The 21,497-nt window shown below is 74.0% G+C and carries 15 protein-coding genes; 8 read left to right on the top strand and 7 right to left on the bottom strand.

Going from position 1 to position 21,497, the window contains the following annotated elements; translation table 11 throughout:
- Positions 1 to 199 precede the first annotated feature (199 nt).
- The 4 genes from E1283_RS09020 to E1283_RS09005 form a co-directional block, all read right to left on the bottom strand.
- Complete coding sequence (locus tag E1283_RS09020) at positions 200 to 817, bottom strand: HAD-IA family hydrolase (RefSeq protein ID WP_132817405.1); 618 nt, start codon at positions 815 to 817, stop codon at positions 200 to 202.
- Between the two features lie 165 nt (positions 818 to 982).
- A complete protein-coding gene (locus tag E1283_RS09015; protein ID WP_132817404.1) occupies positions 983 to 3,388 on the bottom strand; it encodes an HAD-IC family P-type ATPase in 2,406 nt (801 codons plus the stop codon).
- 58 nt (positions 3,389 to 3,446) lie between these two features.
- On the bottom strand, positions 3,447 to 5,582 hold the full coding sequence (locus tag E1283_RS09010; protein WP_132817403.1) for a catalase: 2,136 nt from the start codon (positions 5,580 to 5,582) through the stop codon (positions 3,447 to 3,449).
- Between the two features lie 1,478 nt (positions 5,583 to 7,060).
- Positions 7,061 to 7,915, bottom strand: coding sequence for a hypothetical protein (locus E1283_RS09005; RefSeq protein WP_132817402.1), 855 nt, complete (start codon positions 7,913 to 7,915; stop codon positions 7,061 to 7,063).
- Positions 7,916 to 7,956: 41 nt separating this feature from the next.
- Between E1283_RS09005 and E1283_RS09000 the strand changes: the two genes are divergently transcribed.
- The 3 genes from E1283_RS09000 (at position 7,957) to E1283_RS08990 (ending at position 14,610) form a co-directional block, all read left to right on the top strand.
- Positions 7,957 to 8,799: a hypothetical protein gene (locus E1283_RS09000; RefSeq protein ID WP_132817401.1), complete on the top strand. Its 843-nt coding sequence runs from the start codon at positions 7,957 to 7,959 to the stop codon at positions 8,797 to 8,799.
- A gap of 9 nt (positions 8,800 to 8,808) precedes the next feature.
- On the top strand, positions 8,809 to 13,221 hold the full coding sequence (locus E1283_RS37110) for a hypothetical protein (protein ID WP_165956057.1): 4,413 nt from the start codon (positions 8,809 to 8,811) through the stop codon (positions 13,219 to 13,221).
- Between the two features lie 126 nt (positions 13,222 to 13,347).
- The gene (locus E1283_RS08990; RefSeq protein WP_132817400.1) at positions 13,348 to 14,610 is read left to right on the top strand and encodes an exo-alpha-sialidase; all 1,263 of its coding nucleotides are present in this window, start codon (positions 13,348 to 13,350) and stop codon (positions 14,608 to 14,610) included.
- Between the two features lie 25 nt (positions 14,611 to 14,635).
- On the opposite strand, the gene E1283_RS08985 is transcribed toward E1283_RS08990, so the two are convergent.
- Positions 14,636 to 15,067 carry an SPW repeat domain-containing protein gene (locus E1283_RS08985; protein WP_132817399.1) on the bottom strand — a complete coding sequence of 144 codons (432 nt, stop codon included), beginning with the start codon at positions 15,065 to 15,067 and terminating at the stop codon, positions 14,636 to 14,638.
- A 131-nt stretch (positions 15,068 to 15,198) separates the two neighbouring features.
- Between E1283_RS08985 and E1283_RS08980 the strand changes: the two genes are divergently transcribed.
- From E1283_RS08980 to E1283_RS08970, 4 genes are all read left to right on the top strand, one after another.
- Positions 15,199 to 15,684: a carboxymuconolactone decarboxylase family protein gene (locus tag E1283_RS08980; protein ID WP_132817398.1), complete on the top strand. Its 486-nt coding sequence runs from the start codon at positions 15,199 to 15,201 to the stop codon at positions 15,682 to 15,684.
- 168 nt (positions 15,685 to 15,852) lie between these two features.
- Entirely contained in the window at positions 15,853 to 16,557 is a 705-nt protein-coding gene (locus E1283_RS08975; RefSeq protein ID WP_132817397.1) for a nucleotidyltransferase domain-containing protein, read from the top strand.
- Complete coding sequence (locus tag E1283_RS39420) at positions 16,554 to 16,679, top strand: hypothetical protein (RefSeq protein WP_279571245.1); 126 nt, start codon at positions 16,554 to 16,556, stop codon at positions 16,677 to 16,679. The genes E1283_RS08975 and E1283_RS39420 overlap by 4 nt, the downstream gene beginning before the upstream one ends.
- Positions 16,676 to 17,626, top strand: a complete 951-nt coding sequence (locus tag E1283_RS08970) for an aminoglycoside phosphotransferase family protein (protein ID WP_132817396.1) — start codon at positions 16,676 to 16,678, stop codon at positions 17,624 to 17,626. The genes E1283_RS39420 and E1283_RS08970 overlap by 4 nt, the downstream gene beginning before the upstream one ends.
- Positions 17,627 to 17,638: 12 nt before the next feature.
- On the opposite strand, the gene E1283_RS08965 is transcribed toward E1283_RS08970, so the two are convergent.
- Positions 17,639 to 18,412, bottom strand: a complete 774-nt coding sequence (locus tag E1283_RS08965; RefSeq protein ID WP_132817395.1) for a helix-turn-helix domain-containing protein — start codon at positions 18,410 to 18,412, stop codon at positions 17,639 to 17,641.
- 204 nt (positions 18,413 to 18,616) lie between these two features.
- On the opposite strand from E1283_RS08965, the gene E1283_RS08960 reads away from it, so the two are divergent.
- Positions 18,617 to 19,810, top strand: a complete 1,194-nt coding sequence (locus tag E1283_RS08960) for a Gfo/Idh/MocA family protein (protein WP_132817394.1) — start codon at positions 18,617 to 18,619, stop codon at positions 19,808 to 19,810.
- Between the two features lie 45 nt (positions 19,811 to 19,855).
- On the opposite strand, the gene E1283_RS08955 is transcribed toward E1283_RS08960, so the two are convergent.
- A partial coding sequence (locus E1283_RS08955) for a glycoside hydrolase family 43 protein (protein WP_341829915.1) occupies positions 19,856 to 21,497 on the bottom strand: 1,642 nt, incomplete at its 5' end.

Below are 21,497 nucleotides of genomic sequence, written 5' to 3'. Positions count from 1 at the left end.
GGCGGGGGCGGAGTGGGCGCGGCGCGGCCGCCGCGAGTCCGCCGGCCCGCCGGACTGCTGGCCATGGGCAACGGCCTCGGCTCAAGCGTGTGGGGTGGCCAGCGCGACGGCGACGTCGCGCTGGCGATCCTCACCCACCACCTGGACGAGCTGTTCCGATCGCCTTGAGCCGGCGAGGCGGTAGGCCGGCGAGGCGCGGTCAGCCCGGCTGGCTCGTGCCGGTGAGGGCGAGCCGGAGGTCGGCGGCGGTGCGGAAGTGGACGCCGGTCATGCCGGCCGCGCGGGCGGCCACGACGTTGGCCTCGGTGTCGTCGACGAAGAGGCAGCGGGCGGCCGGCACGCCGACCCGGTCGGCGGCCAGCGCGTAGACGCGGGGATCCGGCTTGGCGACACCGAGGGCGCTGGTGTTGACGATCGCGTCGGCGACGTCGGCCAGGCCGATCCTCGCCAGGTCCTCGTCGAGGCGGGTGGTGGCGTTGGAGACCAGCGCCACCGGTATCACGCCGCGCAGCGCGGTGAGCAGTGCCACCACCTCGTGGTCGACGCGCGGCAGCACGGCCGACCAGCCGGCGACGGCGGCCTCGGCCGCGTCGGCCGAGCCGTGCGCGGCGGCCAGTTCGGCGACGATGGCGGCCCGCCACTCGGCGTCCGTCGTCCGCCCGGTGATCGCCGCGTCGATCAGTGGCGGGGTGAAGGCGACGGCCGCGACGGCGCCGACGGGGAGCCCGGCGGCCCGCTCGATCTCGTCCAACGGCGGCCAGTGCCGCAACACCCCGTCGATGTCACAGAGCAGGGCGCCGAACGGCGGCTCGGTCATGGCTGTGGCTCCCCTCACGGCGGACGGCTTCCGCCCCGCCGAGCATCGTCGCACGGCCCCGCCGACGGCGGGGAGAGTCGCCGGGTCGCGGAAGCGCTTGGCGCTCGGCGCACGGCGCCGAGGAGGCGCGATGCCCGGGACCGGGCCGGCGAAGCCGGCCCGGCGTCAGCTCTCGGCCGGGAGGTCGGGAACATACCGGGGCGCCAGTCGGAAGACGAGTTCCAGCAGCACCCCGGCCGCCACGGCCACCGCGACGGCGACGGCCGGCAGCTGGCGGCCGTCCAGGGAGAGTTCGAAGAAGTCCTGGAGCCACGGCACGGAGAGCGGTACGGCGAAGCCGGCGGCCATCAGCCCGAGCAGCAGGGTCCGCCACCAGGTGAGCGGGCGGGCGACGATCACCAGGATCCACAGGGCGATCAGGAACAGCGTCAGCGTGGCCGCGCTGCTCTCGGCCTCCCGGCTGGCCTCGGTGCCGCCGTAGTGGGCGCGGGCCAGCAGGTAGACGCCGAAGGTGGCGGCGCCGGCGATCAGCCCGAACGGCAGCGCGAGGCGCAGCACCCGGCGGACGAAGTGCGGGCGGGCGCGCTCGTGGTTGGGGGCCAGGGCGAGGAAGAACGCCGGGATGCCGATGGTCAGCGCGGACACCAGCGACATGTGGCGCGGCAGGAAGGGGTACGGCACGGCGGTGAGGATGACCGCGAAGGCCAGGAACACCGAGTAGACGGTCTTGGCGAGGAAGAGGTTGGCGACGCGCTCGATGTTGCCGATAACGCGGCGGCCCTCGGCGACGACGGTCGGCAGCGCCGCGAAGTTGTTGTTCAGCAGCACGATCTGGGCGACCGCGCGGGTGGCCGGGGAGCCGGAGCCCATCGCGACGCCGATGTCGGCGTCCTTGAGGGCCAGCACGTCGTTGACGCCGTCGCCGGTCATCGCCACGGTGTGGCCGCGGGACTTCAGCGCCCGCACCATCTCCCGCTTCTGCTGCGGGGTCACCCGGCCGTAGACCGCGCCGCCGGCCACCGCGTCGGCGAACTCGTCGGGCTCGGCGGGGAGTCCACGGGCGTCCACGGCGGTGCCGCCGTCGAGGCCGACCCGGCGGGCGACGGCGCCGACGGAGACGGCGTTGTCGCCGGAGATCACCTTGGCGGCGACGCCCTGTTCGGCGAAGTACCGCAGGGTGTCGGGGGCTTCGGGCCGCATCCGCTGTTCGAGGACGACCAGGGCCACCGGCTCGGCGCCGGCGGCGACGGTCGGTTCCGCGACGCCCGGGCTGCCCTGGGCCCTGGCCAGCAGCAGCACCCGCAGCCCGCGCGCGTTCAGCTCGTCGACGGCGGCCAGCCGCGGGTGGTCGGCCGGCGCCAGCACGTCGGGGGCGCCCAACAGCCACACGGCGCCCGGTTCTTCGGGCTCGGCGAGGGCGGCGGCGCTGTACTTGCGGGCGGAGGAGAACGGCAGCGTGTCGGTGGCCCGCCAGCCGCCGCCGGGGGCGGGGAAGGCGGCGGCGATGGCCTGGAGGCTGGCGTTGGGGCGCGGGTCGCTGGCGCCGAGCGTGCCCAGCACCCGCCGCACGTACGCCTCGTCCCCGGCCGCGTCAGGGGCTTCGAGCAGCCGCAGCTCGGCGACGTCCATGCCGCCCTCGGTCAGGGTGCCGGTCTTGTCGAGGCAGACGACGTCGACCCGGGCCAGGCCCTCGATGGCGGGCAGCTCCTGCACCAGGCAGCGCTGCCGGCCTAGCCGGACGACGCCGATGGCGAAGGCCACCGAGGTCATCAGCACCAGGCCCTCGGGCACCATGACCACGATCCCGGCGACCATCCGGCGGATCGCCTCGTCGGTGTCGGCGTCCTGGCCGAGGAGTTGGCCGAGGATCAGCCCGATCGCGGCCGGCACCAGCAGGATCAGGCAGATCTTGAGGATCCGGCTGATCCCGTTGCGCAGTTCCGAGTCGACCAGGGTGAAGCGGGACGCCTCCTCGGCGAGCCGGGCCGCGTACGCCTCGCGGCCGACCCGGGTGGCGACGAAGGAGCCGCCGCCGGCGACGACGAAGCTGCCGGACATCACGGTGTCGCCGTGACGTTTCACCACCGCGTCGGACTCGCCCGTGAGGAGCGACTCGTCGATCTCCAGGCCCTCGGCCTCGATGACGGTGCCGTCCACCACGACCTGGTCGCCGGGGCCGAGGAGCAGCACGTCGTCGAGGACGATCCGGTCGGGCGGCACCTCGGCGGCCACCCCGTCGCGGCGCACGGTGGGCCGGGCCCCGCCGACCACGGCCAGGCTGTCCAGGGTGTGCTTGGCGCGGAGCTCCTGGACGATGCCGATCAGCGCGTTGGCGAGGACGATGAAGCCGAACATCCCGTCCTGGATGGGGCCCACGACCAGGATGATCGCGAACAGGGTGCCCATGATCGCGTTGAACACGGTGCAGACGTTGGCCCTGACGATCTGCCCGACGGACCTGGAGGACCGCACGGGCACGTCGTTGACCTGCCCGCGGCCCACCCGCTCCGCGACCTGGGCGGCGGTCAGCCCGCGTGCCGGGCCCTCGATCTCGACATCGGTCTGCGCCATGCCACGACCCTAAGCGACCTGGTGGCGGCTCGGGCACGCGCCTCGGCTCCGGGCGGGGTCACGCGTGCCGGGCGCGGTCGTGCACCCGGTGTTCGGCGATGGCGTCGGCGAAGGCGGTGGTCAGGCCGTCGGCGGCCGCGCCGTCCGCGGCGGTGACGACGCCGCGGTCGTCGACGACGCCGTCGCCGTCGGCGGAGAGCCGCACGCCCGACAGGTCGAGGGTGCCGAGGACGCCGACGCCGCTGCCGACGGCGGCGATGGCCTTGCCGTGCCGGAACGCCTCGGCGAGGTAGCCCCTGGCGGTGTGGTCCCTGGCCAGGGTGCGGGTGCTCTCCGGGCCGCCGGCCACGCAGACCGCGTCGTACAGGGTGGAGGCCATGGCGGTCATGGCGTGGTCGGCGAGGACCGTGGAGCCGTCCGCGGCGCGCAGTTCGCCGGCGTGCGGGGCCAGCACCTCGGGCAGCGCGCCGCCGCGGGCCAGCGCGTCGCGCAGGGTCAGCACGTCGGGGGCGGACACGCCGTCGGCGGCCAGGATGGCGACGCGGCGGGTGGCGACGGTGGCGCCGTCGGGGGCGGCGTTGGCGCCGTTGGCCAGGGAGAGCGCGGGGGACGTGCGGCCGTGGTTGGCGACGGCGGCCCGGTCGGGGGCCGCCAGGCCGAGCCCTTCGGCGACGCGGCGGGCCAGCTCGTTGTCGACGTGGTTGAGCTGGTCGACGGTGCGTTCCCTGATCTCCCGCCTGGTCACCTTGCCGAGCTCGAACCGGAAGGCGGCGACGATGTGGTCGCGTTCCCAGTCGGCCATGGAGTTCCAGAAGAGGGTGGGCTGGCCGTAGTGGTCGGCGAAGCTGGGGCTGCGGCGGCGGATCTTCGCGCCGTCCACCCGCTCCTGGTGGTGGACGTAGGCGCCGGCGTCCGGGGAGGCGAGCCCCGGGCAGCCGCCGCTGATGGAGTTGGGGCTGTAGCTGGTGCGGTCGGGGTGGATCCGGTGCTGGCCGTAGCCGTCCCGCTGGTTGTTGCGGACCCTGGCGAGGGGCCGGTTGACGGGCAGCTGCTGGAAGTTGGGGCCGCCGAGCCGGATCAGCTGGGTGTCGAGGTACGAGAAGTTGCGGCCCTGGAGCAGCGGGTCGTTGGTGAAGTCGATGCCGGGCACCACGTGTGCGGTGTGGAAGGCGACCTGCTCGGTCTCGGCGAAGAAGTTGTCGGGGTTGCGGTCGAGCACGAGACGACCGACGGGGCGGACGGGGACGATCTCCTCGGGGATCAGCTTGGTGGCGTCGAGGAGGTCGAAGTCGAAGGCGAACTCGTCCTTCTCGGGCACGAGTTGGACGCCGAGCTCGTACTCGGGGAAGTCGCCGCGCTGGATGGCCTCCCACAGGTCGCGGCGGTTGAAGTCGGGGTCCTGGCCGGCGAGTTTCTGGCACTCGTCCCAGACCAGGGAGTGGGTGCCGAGCAGCGGCTTCCAGTGGAACTTGACGAAGGTGCCGCGCCCTTCCGCGTCGACGAACCGGAAGGTGTGCACGCCGAAGCCCTGCATCATCCGGTAGCTGCGCGGCAGCGCCCGGTCGGACATCAGCCACATCACCGTGTGCAGGGTCTCCGGCTGGAGGGAGACGAAGTCCCAGAAGGTGTCGTGCGCGGAGGCGGCCTGCGGGATCTCGTTGTGCGGCTCGGGCTTCACGGCGTGCACGAAGTCGGGGAACTTGATGGCGTCCTGGACGAAGAAGACCGGGAAGTTGTTGCCGACCAGGTCGTAGTTGCCCTCGCGGGTGTAGAACTTGGTGGCGAAGCCGCGCACGTCCCGCACGGTGTCGGCGGAGCCACGGGAGCCGGCGACGGTGGAGAAGCGGACGAAGACCGGGGTGACGCGGTCCGGGTCCTGGAGGAAGTCGGCGCGGGTGTACTCGGCGAGCGAGGCGTAGGGCCGGAAGTGGCCGTAGGCGCCGGCGCCCCTGGCGTGTACGACGCGCTCCGGGATCCGCTCGTGGTCGAAGTGGGTGATCTTCTCCCGGAAGTGGAAGTCCTCCAGCAGCGTGGGGCCGCGCTCGCCGGCGTGCAGCGCGTTGTCCGTGTCGTCCACCCGGGTGCCGAAGCCGGTGGTGAGGTTCCCGTCCTCGCCGCGGTCGCGCAGCGGGTCGAGCTGTGCCTGCTTGTCGGCGGTGGATCCGTCGTCGGCGATCTCGTCGTGTCGCGGCATCAGCTCTCCCGGCGCTGGGGGCACCTCCCGGCGTCGGCCGGGGGGCGGTCCTTTCGACCACCGTCGCCGCCGGCGGCGGCCGCCACAATCCGGGCGGGGCCGTCCGGCGCGGCGCGGCTCCGCCGACCGGGTGGCCGGGCGGCGGAGCGCGGAGGGCGGAGCGCGGAGCGCGGCGTCAGGCGCCGGGGCTCCCGGCCTGGCCTGGCCGGGCCGGGCGGGCCGGCCGTCCCGGGCGCGTTGGGCCGAAACGGCGACCGCCCACCGCGTGACACGGTGCGCGCGCCGAGGCGCCGGGCCGGTAGGCCCTGGCCAAGATGCGGAGGACCACCCCGCCCCCCGCTCTCCGGAGGCTCCGTGTCCGCCGCCCGGCGCCTGCTGCTGCACCGCCCCGAGGACCTGCTGTTCGTCCTCGTCGATCTCGTGAACCTGACGCCTCGGCGCGGCCGGCTGGTCGCCGGGGACCCGGACCAGCCCGGGCTCGTCGTCTTCCACCTGCCGCCCCAGCACGTGGCGGAGGGTTCGGCCGACAACGCGGCGGGCGCCGCCCAGGGGCGGCCGGCCTGGTCGTCGGGGGCGACGACGCTGTCGTTCACGGTGCCGCCCGGGCCGCACGGCATCGGCTTCGACGTGGCCGACCTGCTCGACTGGGCCACCCTCGGCCTGCGGCGACTGGCGCCCGGCCAGCAGGCCGACCCCGCCACCCCGACCGTCCTCGACGGCCAGCCCGTGTCCGCCATCGAGTTCCCCACCCGCCTGCTGCTCACCCCGGACGGCGAGGTCACCTGGACGCACCGCGCCGCCCCCGGCAGCTTCCGTGGCCGCACCGAGCTCTGGCACACCGCCCTCACCGCGGCCGACGGCGGGGAACTCCCGCTGCGCGCCTTCGCGGTGGCGCCCGGCCGCCCCGACCACGCCGAGCCGTCCCTGCCGCTGAAGCCGCAGGACCTGCTGGACATGGTCACCCTGACCAGCACCCCCGACCTGGTCTCGCCCGCCGGCAACTACACGGCGGAGCCACTGACCACCCGCCGCTTCCTGTTCACCCCGCTCGGCGCCACCGTCGAGCTGGGCGCCGCCTGGGACTACCCGGACCCGGCCGAGGCCGCGCGGCGCGGCTTCCCGGTGGTGAACCTGGCCTCCTACGAGAACACCGCGGGGCTCGGCCGCGACCAGCTCGTGCGCACAGAGCACTGGGGGCGGCTGTCCACCGGCCATCTGGCCAGCGTCACCGACACCCACGAGCGGCGGTTCGAGACCGCGCCCGGCGGTGTCTCCGCCGTGGCCTACCTGCGCAGGCGCACCTACGTCACGGTGAAGCAGCCCGAGCAGCGGTACGACGCCACGACCGCCGGCTACGAGCAGGGCGGCCGGAAGATGCCGTTCGTCTCGCTGCGGATCACGGACCTCAGGACACCGGAGGTCGCCGGCGTCGACTCCGCCCACACCTTCCTGGTGCCGGGCGACGACGGTGGGCACCCCTACCTCTTCACCCTCGTCGGCACGGACCGGAGGGGCCACACCGTCACCTTCGGGCTGCCGCTCGTGTTCTTCCCGACCGGGGTGACGGGCGACCAGGCGGGCGGGGCGTACAACGGCCAGGACGCGTCGCTCAGGACGGCGGACCTCGCCGGCCGGCCGCTCACCCTCGCCGAGCCGCCCGCCGACGCGGTCGACGCCACCACGCTGCCCGTCACCACGCTCACCTTCGAGCTGGCGAAGGCGCCGAAGCATCCGCTCGGCGTCCTGCCGGTGATGGCGGCCGGGCGGGTCCGCGTCCCGGCGTTGGAGCACGTGACCACCACCGGCGGCGAGACGCCGGTGAAGCTCAGCGACGCGCACCTCGCCGACGGCCCCGAGGCCCCGGGGGCGCACCCCAGCGGGCCGTTCCTCTCCGTGGACCCGGGCCAGCTGCCCAAGGGCCTTCCGCTGGCCTTCGGCCCGCAGAACGTCGGCGGCCTGGCGCGGCCCGACGTCGCCATCACCGAGATCACCAGCCGCGCCGGGCCGCTGCCCGGCGCGCTGGCCGGCGTCCCCGGCCTCCCCCAGGACGCGCTCAAGGCGGCGTTCGCCGACGCCAGGCTGCTGGGCACCGTGAAACTCGCCGACCTGCTCAGCCCCGCGCCACCGCCGCTCGACCCCGGCAAGCTCAGGAACCTGACCGACGCGCAGGTCCAGAACCTGCTGGAGAACGCCCAGTTGCCGCTGCCCGTCCTGCGCGACTTCGGGGACCCGGCCTCGCCGAGCCGCGTGATCAGGTACCTGTGGACGCCGCCCCTCGTGGACCTGCCGTTCATCGAGGCGTCGAAGGCCACGCTGGCGCTCGAGGCGAGCACGGAGGTGTCGCCGGACGCTCACCAGGTCCACGGTCAGGGGCGTGCTGAAGAACCTCACGCTCGACTTCGCCGACATGGTCACGGTGCACGCCGACAAGCTCACCTTCGTCAGCACGCCGGGCGCCAAGCCCGACGTCACGGCCGACGGCATCACCATGGCCTTCCAGGGGGCGCTGGAGTTCGTCAACGACCTGCGCGACGTGCTGCCCAGGGACGGGTTCGGCGCCGGCGCGTTCGTCGACGTCACGCCCGGCGGGATCCGCGCCGGCTACTCCCTCGCCCTGCCGGCCCTGGCCGTCGGGGTGTTCAGCCTGACCAACATGGTGCTGGCCGCCGAGCTGTCCATCCCCTTCGACGACCAGCCCTTCCGGTTCCGCTTCGCCCTCTCCGAGCGCCACAAACCCTTCAACCTGAGCATCGCGCCGTTCAGCGGCGGCGGCTTCCTCGCCATCACCGTGTGCGGGGACAAGGTCGAACTCATCGAGGGCGCGCTGGAGTTCGGCGGCAGCGCGGCGATCAACCTGGGCATCGCCGAGGGCGGCGTCTCCCTGATGGCCGGCATCTACTTCGCCATCGGCACCACGGGAACCGTGATCAGCGGCTATGTGCGCTGCGGCGGACACCTCTCGGTGCTCGGCCTCGTCAGCGTCTCCGTCGAGTTCTACCTGGCCCTCACCTACGAGAAGGTCACCAGGGGCAACGACAACTTCCCCGAGGTCTACGGGGAGGGCCGGGTCACGGTCAACGTGCGCGTCGCCTTCTTCAGCAAGTCCGTGTCGCTGCACCTGGAGCGCCGCTTCCGCGGCTCCGCCGGCGATCCCCCCTTCAGCCAGTTCGTCGACGTCGACGACTGGGACCGGTACTGCCTGGCCTTCGCCGCCTGAGGAGCGACCATGCCGACACCCGCCCAGGACATCCAGTGGGTCGCCATCCCCGCCGGCCTCTCCGCCCAGGACGGCCGGCCGCGGGTGTCGCTGTTCGTCGCCCCCCGGCTGCGCGCCGACGCGGCGACCACCCTGCACGACTTCCCCGACTTCCGGAACTGGCCCGAGCGGCTGGCCGCCGCCACCTTCCGGTTCGTCGTGACCGACACCCAGGGCGCGGACGCCGGTCCCGCCTTCGACGCGACGCCCGACTTCGGCGACACCCCACCCGACGGGGCGCTGTGGCAGCGGCTGTTCCCCGAGCGGACGCCCGTCGAGCCGTTCACCCCCGACGACCGCACCCATGACGTCTACGTCAGCTACCCGGCGGCCGAGGTGGCCGCCGCCCACCGCGAGGAGTTCGCCCAGGTAGCCGCCGCCGCCCCGCGCCGCATGCCGACCGTGGCCGACATGACCGGGCCCCTCCGGTCGCTGGCCGCCGAGCAGCCAGGCATGAGCACCGCGGAGGGCCTCGCCGCGGCGCACGACCGGATCGCCGCCGCGCTCACCGCGGCACGCGAACGGGCCTCGGGGCAGCAGACCACCCGCCTCGCCGCCCTCGCCCGCGGGGAGGCGCCCGCCGGCCCCCAGTTCGTCACGCTGAGCGAACTCGGCCCTGCCGAGCGGCATCTCGCCTTCCACCGCCCGGCCCGGCCCGCCGTCATGACTCCGGCCGCCCCCAGGCCCGTGCGGCAGGACCAGACCATCGACTTCCACCGGATCCTCGCCGCGCTCGGCGACCACCCGTTCCTGCTGCGCCGCCTCGGCCTCGTCCTCGACCTGCTGCTGCCGGCCGGCGCCGTCACCCCCGACGGGCCGGGAGAACGCTGCCTGCGTGCCGCGCCCACCTTCACCTCCCTGATGCCCGCCGACGCCACCAGGAACGTCCGCCCGTGCACCTCGTTCACGCTCCGCGCGGACGACCGGCTGTTCGCCGCCGCCAGCCAGGACGCCCCCGAAGGTCCGCTGCCCCGGGGCCTGCTGGCGCTCCCCGACCCGGAGTTCTCCCTCGAACAGAGCGACATCGACGGCGCCGCGCTCAAGACGATCGCGGCCCGGATCACCAGCACCACCGTGGCCGCCCGGACCCCCGCGCGGGAGGCCGGGGGGACCGCCGCGCCGGCCGCGCCCGCGGCCCGCACCAAGGGCATCGCCCTGGTCCACAACGATCGCGCCCGGGCGCTGCACACCCAGCTGGCGCGGGCGGCGGGCCACGAGGCGAAGGTGGGCACCGACCAGGGCCCCGACCCCGTCGTGGTGCTGCACGCCGAGGACCTGGTGCGCGGCCACCGGGTCGACGTGCGGGACGAGCGGCGGGGGGCCTGGTTCTCCCTGCACCAGCGGAACGTCACCTACAGCGGCCCGGACGGCGCCGACGTCATCGCCACGCACACCGACGAGGGCTTCGCGCAGGACACCCTGGTCGACCAGCCCGACCTGCCCGGCGTGGTCACCGTCCACGAACACGCCGTCACCTGGGACGGCTGGTCGCTGTCCGCCCCGCGGCCCGCCAAGGTGCTCCCGACCGGCGCCGGCGGCGACGGCGCGGCGGCCGAGGCAGGGGACCGGCCGGAGGCCCTCGACAACAGGCCGGTCGACGGGCTGCCGCTGCGGATCGAGACCACGGTGCGCCCCGGCTCGCTGCCGCGGCTGCGCTTCGGCCACGGCTACCGGGTGCGGCTGCGCACCGTCGACCTGGCGGGCAACGGCCTCACGCCGGCCGAGGCCGACACCCTGCTGACCGGCGACCACGACCTGAGCCGGTTGGTGACGCAGCCGACGGGCGAACCCGAGGTGTTCCAGCGGTTCGACCCGGTGCCGCCGCCCGCCGTCGTGCCACGCTTCCGCCTCAACGAGGCCGAGTCGGAACACCGGATGGTGATCCGCAGCGACGCCGACGTGACCGCCGAGCGGTACGCGGCCCGGTTCAACGACGCGCACGGCGGCCACCCGCCGTACCGGGGTGTGGACGAGCGGCACCTCGTCGCGCCGAGGGCGTCGCTGGAGTGCGTGGAGCGACACGGCAAGCTCGACGCGGACATGGCGTCCCAGGACCGGGACGCGCGGCGCCGCGCCTACGACCTGGCCGTCCGGGAGAGCGGGCGGCTCGACGACCCGTCGCTGCCGGGCGTCGAGATCGTCACCGCGCTTCCCGGACCCGACGGGAGCCCCGGCCGGACGTACCCGCTGCACACCGGCGAACAGGCCGTCGTCCGCTATCTCCCCGACCCCGCCTCGACCGGGGTGGTGGTGCTCGACCTGCCGAGCGCGGGGGACGACGGCTTCTCCGCCGACTGGGACGGCACCAGCTGGCACGAGCCGGGATCGCTGCGGCTGCGGCTCGTCGAGGGCGAAGGGCCGCACCAGTTCGACCCCGGCAAGCGGGTGCTGACGGTGCCGCTGCCGAAGGCCGCCGCGCTCACCCTCCGGGTCTGCTCCCGCCTCGATCTGGCCGCCGACGAGCCGATCCTCGGCACGTTGACCATGTGCCAACGGGGGCTCGGCACGACCGGGCAGGACGCGATGGGCACCGTCCGCGAGGCGGTCGCCGCCAACCAGCACTGGATGGTGACGCCCTGGCAGGAGATCACCCTCGTGCACGCCGTGCAGCGGCCCCTGGCCGTCCCGGTGCTCGCCTTCGTCCCGGGGCCGGAACGGCCGCGCGGCGACACGGCCGAGTATCTGACCGGCACGGTCGACCTGGACGCGGCGAGCACCGAACGGATCGACATCCTCGCCGAGTGGACCGAGCCGGTCGACGACGGGAGGAGCATCCCCCTGCCACCGCCCCTGACCGGCAGGGTGCCGGTCTGCCACATCCCGCTCGCCGTCGCCCGGAACTTCGCCTCGCTCGCCGCCCCGCCGGACCCGCTGCCCTGCGGACTCGACAACGACCGGCTCACCTTCGACGCCCGCGCCGCGCAGCAGCAGGCCCGCGCGGGCGGCGCGGACACCCCGTCGGCCCCGCCGATTCCCGCCAAGCACGAGTTCGGCGACACCAGGCACCGGCTGATCCGCTACCACCCGGTGGCCTCCTCGGCGTTCGCCGACCACTTCCCGGCCTCGGTCGCGGGGGACCCCGACGCGATCACCACCACCGGGCAGCCCGTGGAACACGTGGTGCTCAGCAGCGCCCCACCCGCGGCGCCGCACCTGCTGTACTGCGTGCCGACGATCGGCTTCGAGGACGTCGACGCCGACCCGGGCACCACCGTCCGCCGCCGGCGGGGCGGCGGCCTGCGGATCTATCTCGGCCGCCCGTGGTTCTCCTCGGGCGACGGCGAGTTGCTGGGCGTCCTGCTGCACGAGGGCGCCGGGGACCCGCCGTCCGAGGCGCTGCCCTTCGTCACGCTGACGGGGCGGGACCCGATCCACCAGTCCGCGGACGTCTCCCGCCCCTCGGCCGCCACCTTCGCGGGCGCGACCGCCGTGCGGCAGGGCGTGCCGCTGGCCGGCGCGGGACTCCCCGCCGGCTTCGCGGTGACGGTCGTCGGCTACGCGCCGGAGTTCGACGCGGACACCAACCGCTGGTTCTGCGACCTGGACCTGGACCCGGGCGCCGGCTATCTGCCGTTCCTGCGGCTGGCGTTGGCGCGGTTCCAGCCGAACTCGGTGACGGACTGCCACCTGTCGCCCGTGGTGCTCTCCGAGGTGGTCAGGCTGCTGCCGGAGCGGCTGCTGACCGTGGTCCGGCCGCGCTTCCAGGGCGGTCCGCCGCCGGGTCGCTTCCGCGACCGGCTCCGCGACCGGTTCGGCGGCCACGGCCACCACGGACCGCCAGGACCGTTGTCGGTGCGGGTCGAGGGCCCCTCGTACGTGCCGGGGACCAACGGCGCTCCGCGCGTCGTGGCCGTCCTCGAACGGCGCGACCCCGACGTGCCGGACGACGCGCTCGGCTGGGTCGAGATCCCGGAGTCCCGGGTCGAGTTGGCCCGGCAGGACGGGCCGACGGGCGCCGCCTTCACCGGCGAGCTGCCGGTCGCGGGGCACGGACCCGACGGCGACGGGCCGGTCCGGCTGATGGTGTTCGAGACCGAGGGGCTGCGGCCGGACAGTGGAGCCGACCCGCTCGACCCGACCGAGCACCGGGTCGTCTACTCGGACGTCGTCCCCCTCGGCCGCCCCGGCCCGGGCGGCCCCGGCCACGGCCCGGACGACGGCCACGACGGCGGACCACACGACGGCGGACCGCACGGCCCCGGTGGCGGACCGCACGGCGGCCCCGGCGACGGAGGCCATGGCGGCCCGGACGACGGCCACGACGGCCACGGCGGGCCGGGCGGCGGCCACGGCGGCGGCTTCCACCCGTTCGGAGGCCGTGGCGGCGGTGGCGGCGGTGGCGGCGGTGGCGGCCATGGTCGCGGCGGCCCGCTCACCGCCTGACGCCGTGTCATCCGTCACGATCGCAACTCTGGACGCCCCGAGCCCCCTCCCTCTACATTGCCGAAAGGCAATGATCAGGTGCATGCCACAACCCCCCACAAGGGAGTCGAAGTGGGCCCAACAGGCTTGAACCGACGAACCGCGATCGCGGCCGGCCTCGGCACCGCGCTGGCCGCCGCCGTGGCCCGGCCGGCCACGGCCGCCGCGGCGGGCGAACCCGCCGTCGCCGCGGTGGACGACCCGGCCAAGGACGCCGCGCCCTACCACCGCGCCTTCGCGCTGTTCCGCAGCGCCAACATGTCGTCGCCCGACCGGCTCTCCTCCGGGGTCGGCTTCCACTCGTTCCGGATCCCCGCCGTGGTCACCACGAGCACCGGGCGGATCCTGGCGTTCGCGGAGGGACGCCGGCACAACAACCGGGACTTCGGCGACATCAACCTCGTCTACAAGCGGACCAGGACCGCCACCGACCACGGCGCCGACCCCGGCGACTGGGAGTCGCTGCGCGAGGTCGTCGGCTCAGGGAACGGCACCTGGGGCAACCCGACGCCGGTCGTGGACGGCTCCACGATCCACCTCTTCATGTCGTGGAACGCGGGCGACCGCAGCTTCTCCGGCAACGACCTCCTGCCGGACGGCACCCGCACCAGGAAGGTCGACGCGACCGACGCGGGCCGCCGCCACCTCTACCTGAGCCGGTCCACCGACGACGGCGCCACCTGGTCGACGCCGCAGCGGCTGACCTCGCAGCTCACCCCGGACGGCTGGGCGTGGGACGCCGTCGGCCCGGGCAACGGCATCCGGATGCGGTCGGGGGAACTGGTGATCCCGGCCCAGGGCCGCAACATCGTCGGCCGCGGCACCGCGGGCAACCGGACGTGGACCTACCAGCCGCTGCCGCAGACCTACAACGAGGGCACCGTCACGCAGACCCCCGACGGCAACCTCTACCGCAACGACCGACCGCTCAACGGCGACTACCGGATGGTGGCTCGGGGCACGCTGAACAGCTTCGGCGCGTTCGCCGCCGACAACGGCCTGCCCGACCCGATGTGCCAGGGCTCGGTGCTCGCCTACAACATCGACGCGCCGGCCCGCACCATCTTCCTGAACTCGGCGCACGTCAGCAGCCGCCGCTACCTCCGGGTGCGGATCAGCTACGACGCCGACGCCCGCGGCTACACCTACGGCCGCCACCTCGCCGACGCCCCGGTGTCCGGGGTCGGCGAGGAGGGCGGCTACACCAGCATGACCAAGACCGCCGACTACCGCGTCGGCGCCCTGGTCGAGACGGACTTCTTCAACGACGGCACCGGCGGCGACTCCTACCGGGCGCTCCTCTGGCGCCGCTTCAACCTCTCCTGGATCCTCAACGGCCCGAACAGCTGACCGCCGCCCCCTCCCCGGGCGCGACTCACGCGTGTCGCGCCCGGGGCGCGGGCCGCCGGGAGGCCCTGAGCAGCCCGAGACCGACCACCGCGAGCACGGTGAGCACGACCCCGACGAAGATGTCGAACGGGCGCGGCCCCGCCACCCGGGTGTTCCCCAGGCCCAGCAGGAACGGCGCGGCGATCATCCAGCCGCCGGCGAGCAGGATCACCAGGTCGTTCCTGATGCCACCGCCGCTGGAGAGCCGCGAGCCCGCCACGAACACCACGATCAGGCCCACCACCAGCTCGTTGATGTTGGCGTCGCGGGCGGCGTCCGCCATCTGACCCGCCACCCAGGGGCCGAAGAACAGGGCGGCCCCGCTGATCAGCATCAGCACGCCCAGAACGTCGTCGTGCTGTCCCTTCCGCACCACCCTGCGCCGGGCGTCCGCGGCCTCCACGTCCTTCCGCGCCATGATCCGTCCCCTCACCTCGGCGGCGAAACGCCAGCCGAGTACCCGACCCGCCCCCGACCACACCTGTCACGGGGAGCGGCCCGCCGGTGTCCCATGGTCGACCGCTGAGGCACAAGGCGAAGGAAAACCCGATGGAACCCCGTTTCGACCTGATGACCAACGAGCTCGGCGCCAAGATCGCCAAGCGGATCTACCACGTCGCCCTGGCGATCCTCCAGTCGCCGCTGCCGCGGGACACCCAGAACCTGGTGATGCTCCGCGCCAGCCAGATCAACGGCTGCGGCTTCTGCGTCGACTACCACGCCAAGGACGCCACCGCCGCCGGTGAGGACGCGACCCGGCTGAACCTGGTCGCCGCGTGGCGCGAGTCCACGGTCTTCACCGACGCCGAGCGCGCCGCGCTGGCACTCACCGAGGAGGGCACCCGCATCGCCGACGCCCACGCCGGGGTGTCCGACGACACCTGGGAGCGGGCGCGCGAACACTACGACGACGACCAGATCGCCGCCCTGGTGTCCCTGATCGCGCTGATCAACGCCAACAACCGCCTCAACGTGATGGTGCGCAACCCCGGCGGCTCCTACCAACCCGGCCAGTTCGCCGCCCTGGCCAACTGACCCACCGCACCGAACCCGCCTCCGGCCGCCCCCCGCAGCCCGCGGGGGCGGCCGTGGGCGGCCCGACCCACGAAAACCGTCGGCGGACAACGGGAGGTCGATGGCATCATCGGCATCCGCGCAGTGGCCGTCGGAGGCCGTCGGAGGCCGTCGGAGGGGGAGGTGCACATGACGACGTCGCACCCCCACCTGGTCGAGCGGCACACCATCCTGTCGGTGGTCGTCGGATCGCGCGCGTTCGGGCTGGTCACGACCGGCTCCGACACCGACCGGCGCGGCGTGTACGTCGCGCCGACCACGGCCTTCTGGCGGCTCGCCAAACCGCCCACCCACGTGGAGGGCCCGCTGCCCGAGCAGTTCAGCTGGGAGGTGGAGCGGTTCTGCGAGCTGGCGCTGACCGCCAACCCGAACGTCCTGGAGGTGCTGCACAGCCCGCTCGTCGAGCGACACACCCCGCTCGGCGACGAACTGCGCGCGCTGGCACCCGCCTTCCTCTCCCGCCGCGTCCACCGGACCTACGGCCGGTACGCCCGGGCGCAGTTCGCCAAGGCCGAGGCGCGCCGGGCCCGCGGCGACGAGCCTCGCCCGAAGCACCTGGTGCATCTGTTGCGCCTGCTGATCGCCGGCACCGACCTCCTGCGAACCGGCGCCCTCACCCTCGACGTCGGCCCGCACCGGGACCGCCTCATGGCCGTGCGCCGCGACGAGGTGTCCTGGGCGGAGCTGCGGGCCTGGCGCGACGACCTCACCACCCGCCTCGACGAGGCCCTCCCCCGCAGCCCGCTGCCCGAGCACCCCGACACCGCGCGCGTGGACGACTGGCTGCTCTCCGTCCGCCGCCGCGCCCTGCACGAGGAGACCCCGCCCGGATGACATCGGAATCCGCCCGGCCGGTCGGCCTCCCCGACCTCGCCCCCGTGGTCGCGAGCCGGCCGCGCCCCCTGCTGCTCGCCACCGTGCTGGCGGCCACCGGCCCCGGTACGCTGCCGCGATGATCGCGATACCCGGGGAGTTCGCCCGCGCCACCGTGGCGCGCGAGGGTGAGCGCGGCGCGGCGTGGCTCGGCGAGCTGCCCGCGATCGTCGGTGAGTTGGTGGAGCGCTGGGGCTGCGTGCCGGACGGCGAGGTCATGCACGGCGGCGTCGCCGTCGTGGTGCCCGTCCGGCGCGCGGCCGAGGGGGCGGCCGTGGTGAAGGTGTCGTTCCCGCACCCGGGCAACGTCCATGAGCCGGACGCCTTCGCGGCCTGGGCCGGGCGCGGGGCCGTCCGGCTGCACGAACGGGACGACGACCGGTTCGCGATGCTGCTGGAGCGGGCGGGGACGTCGACGCTGGCCCAGGTCGCGGACGGCGACGAGGTCCTGCGGGTCGCGGGGCGCCTCAGCCGCCGACTGGCCGTCCCCGCCCCGCCCGGCCTCCCCGCGCTTCAGGAGCGCGCCGACGCCTGGGAGGAGGAACTACGCCGGGACGCCGAGGAGTTGTCGCACCCGCTCGCACCCGGCGTGTTGGCCGCGGCGACCGCGACCGTGCGCGAACTGGGGCGCGACCAGCCGGACACCGTCATCCACGGCGACCTCCACCCGCGCAACATCCTGCGGGCCGAGCGCGAGCCCTGGCTGGCCGTCGACCCCAAGGGCCTGGCCGGTGACCCCGCCCACGACGGCGGCACCCTGCTCAAGTCGTTCTCCCTGCGGCTGATCGACAGCGACGACCTGCCCGGGGCCGTCCACCACGCCCTCGACGTCTACTCCGAGGCCGCCGGCCTCGACCGCGAACGTGTCCGGCGCTGGGCCCAACTCCACGCCGTGCAGGCCGCGTTCTGGGCCCGCCGGCACGGCTTCCGGATCGCCCGCGGCGGCCCGGAGCTGGAGCGGATCACCGCGTTCGTCGACGCGGTGGCGACGCTGCTCACAGCTCCCGGGCCCGAGCACCCGACCCGCTGACCCGACGACGGATCACCGAAGTCCGGTGTGCTGGTGCTCTCCCCGGAACCTGGCCGGCGGTACGCCGCACGCGGCGGTGAACGCCCCGTAGAAGCGGCTGACCGAGCCGAAACCGGACGCCGACGCCACCTGGGCGATCGGCAGGTCCGTGGTGACCAGCAGGCGGCGGGCCTCGGCCAGGCGGCACCGCGTGAGGTAGTCACCGACCGTGGTGTGGACGACCCTGCGGAACTGGGCCATCGCGTAGCCGGGATGCAGCCGGGCCGCGGCGGCGACGTCGGCGACGGTGAGGGGCTCGCGGAAGTGCTCGGCGATGTGCCGCACCATCGCGATGACCTGGCGCAGCGCGGGAGAGCCTCCCGTGTAGTGGCGCACCGGTTCGCCCAGCGTGACCAGGGCGAGTCGGCGCACCCGGGCCTCGACTTCGAGCATGGCGATCCGATGGCGCTCGGGCCGGCCGCTGGCCAGGTCGTCGGCCCACTGGGCGAAGTTCGCCGGATCGGTCGCGGTGGCGGCCGACGGCGCGGCGACCAGTGGTGCGCCGGACAGGAGACGACTGACGAGCGGGGCGGGCAGCCCCCAGCGCAGGAACTCGGCGAAGGGCACATAGATCCAGTGGACGCGGGTGGCCGAGTTCGCGACGAGTTGGTGCGGCACGGCGGCCCAGAACGCGGCGACGCTCCCGGGACCGACCTCCACCGGCACGCCGCCGAACAGATAGAGCATCGTGCCGCCCTCGGCGACGAGGTTGATCTCCAGGTCGTCGTGCTGGTGGGCGGCGTCCATGAGCGTGGGCCGGCCGGCCCAGCCGGTGAGACTAGACGGTTCGACCCCGGACGGCACCTGAGGATCCAAGAAATCCTTGCTCTCATCGATGAAGACTTCGCGCTTCCTAGGCTCATATCGTCGCATGTGGTGTCGCGCCGGCCGCCGTTGGCCGCCGGTTCCGAGTGCGATGACGCGGCCACGGGTCGCGGTGAGGAGTCTTCCGTGTTCTCTCTTGGCATCGTCGGGTGCGGTCAGTTCGCCGGCTCGTTCGCGAAGCTGTGGCGGCTGCACCCCGGCGTGGGGGACATCCTGGCCTGCGACCTCCTGCCGGAGCGGGCCGCGCGGCTCGCCGCCGGCCACGACCTGGCCGGTACCGTCCCGTCGTTCGAGGCCCTGCTCGACTCGGACGTCGACGCGGTCGCGATCTTCACCCAGCGCTGGACGCACGGCGAGCTCGTGGTCCGGGCGCTGCGCGCGGGCAAGCACGTCTACTCGGCGGTGCCGATGGCCGTGACCGAGGAGGAGATCGCGGCCATCGTCCAGGCGGTCGGGGAGACGGGGCTCACGTACATGATGGGCGAGACCAGCCACTACAACCCGGCGACCGTCTACGCCCGCCAGCGGTCGGCCGAGGGCGCCTTCGGCCGGCTCTTCCACGCCGAGGGCGACTACGTCCACGACATGGACCTCGGCTTCTACGAGGCCTACCAGTACAGCGGCGGCGAGCAGTGGAAGGCCACGGCCAGCTACCCGCCGCTGCTGTATCCGACCCACTCCCTCGGCGGCATCCTCGGGGCCTGGCGGACCCACGCCACGAGCGTCAGCGCGATCGGGGTCGTCGACGACCGCGGCGACGGGGTCTTCGACCGCGCGGTCAGCCGCTTCGGCAACGACTTCTCCAACGCCACCGCGCTGTTCGAGGCCGCCGGTGGCGGTTCCTTCCGCATCAACGAGTTCCGCAGGGTCGGATACCCCTCCCACATCAGGGAGTCCCGCTTCCGGTTCTTCGGAACCGAGGGGAGTCTGGAGCAGCTGGCGACCGTCAGCCTCTGGCAGGACAAGTCGGGCGTCGAGGACGTCACGGAACACCTGCGCCCGAGGGCCACCCTGGCCCCTGACGATCCGTCACTCGCCCACGTCGCCCCGGCCCTGCGTGACGCCTTCACCTCCGGATCGGCCCCCGTCCACGACCGCTCACGGCTGCCACGGGAGTTCATCCACGCCCCCAACGGCCACGAGGGCAGCCACCACTTCCTGGCCGACGACTTCGTGACCGCCGTCACCACGGGCGCGCTTCCCCCCGTCAACGCCTGGGTCGCCGCGCGCTACACGCTGCCCGGCGTCGTCGCCCACCAGTCCGCCCTCCGGGGCGGCACCCGGCTGGAGATCCCCGACTTCGGGGACGCCCCCGCCTGAGCGGGCCCGCGCACGGAGGCCCACCACCGACGTCAGGCCGTCGGGTCAGGGGGTGGCGAGTTCGAAGCGGGTGACGGTGACGGCGCCGCCGAGTGCCTGGGTGGCGTGGTTGAAGATCGCGTAGCGGTAGCCCATGAAGAACTGCCAGGCGTTGTTGAGGGTGAACGCGGGGCCGAAGGTGGTGAACGTGGTGCCGTCGGTGCTGTAGGAGAAGCGGGCCTGGCGGCCGCTGCCGGGGCGGATGTCGGCGGTGGCGCGCAGCCAGATCCGGGTGCCGGTGTGCGGCGTGGTGGCGCGTTCGGTGCCGGTGCCCGTGGTGTTCCAGTTGCTGTCCATGGTGAGGCCGTCGACCATGACCAGGCGGGTGGTGCCGTTGTCGCGTTTCAGGCCGATCCAGGCCGAGGAGTCGCGGAGCAGGGCGAGGCCCGCGCGGTCGCCGTCCCGCATCGCGGCGTGGTCGAGGGTGATGGTGGCGGTGGAACTCGGGCCCTGGATGCGGTGGGTGAGGGTGTTGCGGGCCCAGTAGAGGTCGCCGGTGACGGTGGCGGTGCGCAGGGTGAGGCCGTTGTTGACGGTGTAGCGACCGGTGTCGGGGTTGTGGTTCCACTCCCAGGCCGGTTTCAGGGCGGTGCCCTGGAAGGTGTCGACGCCGATGAGCGGGGTGACCTGCCGGGGTGGGGTCGGCAGGTTGGGCATCGGGTACGAGGCGCCCCAGGCGCCGTTCACCAGCTGGAGTTGGGGCCAGCCGTCGCTGGTCCAGGTGACGGGGGCGAGGGCGGGGACGCGGCCGCCGGGGTAGGCGTCGACGAACGCGAGGTAGTACCAGTCGCCGGCCTGCGTCTGGACGAGTCCGCCCTGGTGGGGGACGCCGCCGCCGGGGATCGGTCCCGGCAGGTTCAGCAGGACCTGCCGCAGCGTGTAGGGGCCGAAGGGGCCGGAGGTGGATCTGAGGATGTACTGGCCGTTGGCGGGGCGGGTCAGGAAGATGTAGTGGGCGCCGTTGATCCGGTAGAAGCGGGCGCCCTCCAGGGTGCCGATGCTGGCGGGGGTGCTGAACACCTGCTGGGCGCGGACCTGGGTGCGGCCGTCGGGGGAGAGTTGGGCCACGGAGATCTGCGTGTTGCCGTAGGCCACGTACATCGTGTCGTCGGTGTCGACGAGCAACCCGGCGTCGTAGTAGGTGGGCAGCGTGGTGTGCCGGCTCCAGGGGCCCTCGACCGAGGTCGCGGTGTAGACGTGGGTCTGGGCGAAGTCGATCTGGCCCAGCCAGTAGAACGTCCGGTTGCTCGGCCGGTAGGCGAGCGACGAGGCCCACACGCCGCGCACGTAGCCGCGCCCGCCGTTGAGGTCGTACTTGGCGCCGAAGTCCAGGCGGGGCAGCGAGTGGCCGGCGAACTCCCAGTTGACCAGGTCGTAGGAGCGCAGGATCGGCGCGCCCGGCGAGTAGTGCATGGTCGAGGCCGAGTAGTAGAACGTGTCGCCGACCCGGATCACGTCGATGTCGGCGAAGTCCTGCCAGATCACCGGGTTTCCGAACGACGCGGCGGCGGACGGAGGCTCCTGGGCCGCCGCACGGGGTAACGCGGCGTGAGCCGACGCGGCGGCGCCCGGGATCGGTAACGTCGTCGCGGCTACCAGGCCGCCGGCGGCGGCCAGCATTCCCCGGCGGCTCGGGGGGTGGGGGGAG

The sequence above is a fragment of the Streptomyces hainanensis genome (assembly GCF_004348415.1).
GTDB lineage: Bacteria > Actinomycetota > Actinomycetes > Streptomycetales > Streptomycetaceae > Streptomyces > Streptomyces hainanensis.
This window is presented reverse-complemented; position numbering and strand designations above follow the sequence as displayed.

Excerpts from the sequence above, each read along its gene's own strand:
- E1283_RS08970 (WP_132817396.1), top strand. The coding sequence starts at position 16,676 with ATGATCGCGATACCCGGGGAGTTCGCCCGCGCCACCGTGGCGCGCGAG.
- E1283_RS37110 (WP_165956057.1), top strand. The coding sequence starts at position 8,809 with ATGCCGACACCCGCCCAGGACATCCAGTGGGTCGCCATCCCCGCCGGC.
- E1283_RS08965 (WP_132817395.1), bottom strand. The coding sequence starts at position 18,412 with ATGGACGCCGCCCACCAGCACGACGACCTGGAGATCAACCTCGTCGCC.
- E1283_RS39420 (WP_279571245.1), top strand. The coding sequence starts at position 16,554 with ATGACATCGGAATCCGCCCGGCCGGTCGGCCTCCCCGACCTCGCCCCC.
- E1283_RS08985 (WP_132817399.1), bottom strand. The coding sequence starts at position 15,067 with ATGGCGCGGAAGGACGTGGAGGCCGCGGACGCCCGGCGCAGGGTGGTG.
- E1283_RS09015 (WP_132817404.1), bottom strand. The coding sequence starts at position 3,388 with ATGGCGCAGACCGATGTCGAGATCGAGGGCCCGGCACGCGGGCTGACC.
- E1283_RS08980 (WP_132817398.1), top strand. The coding sequence starts at position 15,199 with ATGGAACCCCGTTTCGACCTGATGACCAACGAGCTCGGCGCCAAGATC.
- E1283_RS09010 (WP_132817403.1), bottom strand. The coding sequence starts at position 5,582 with ATGCCGCGACACGACGAGATCGCCGACGACGGATCCACCGCCGACAAG.
- E1283_RS08975 (WP_132817397.1), top strand. The coding sequence starts at position 15,853 with ATGACGACGTCGCACCCCCACCTGGTCGAGCGGCACACCATCCTGTCG.
- E1283_RS09020 (WP_132817405.1), bottom strand. The coding sequence starts at position 817 with ATGACCGAGCCGCCGTTCGGCGCCCTGCTCTGTGACATCGACGGGGTG.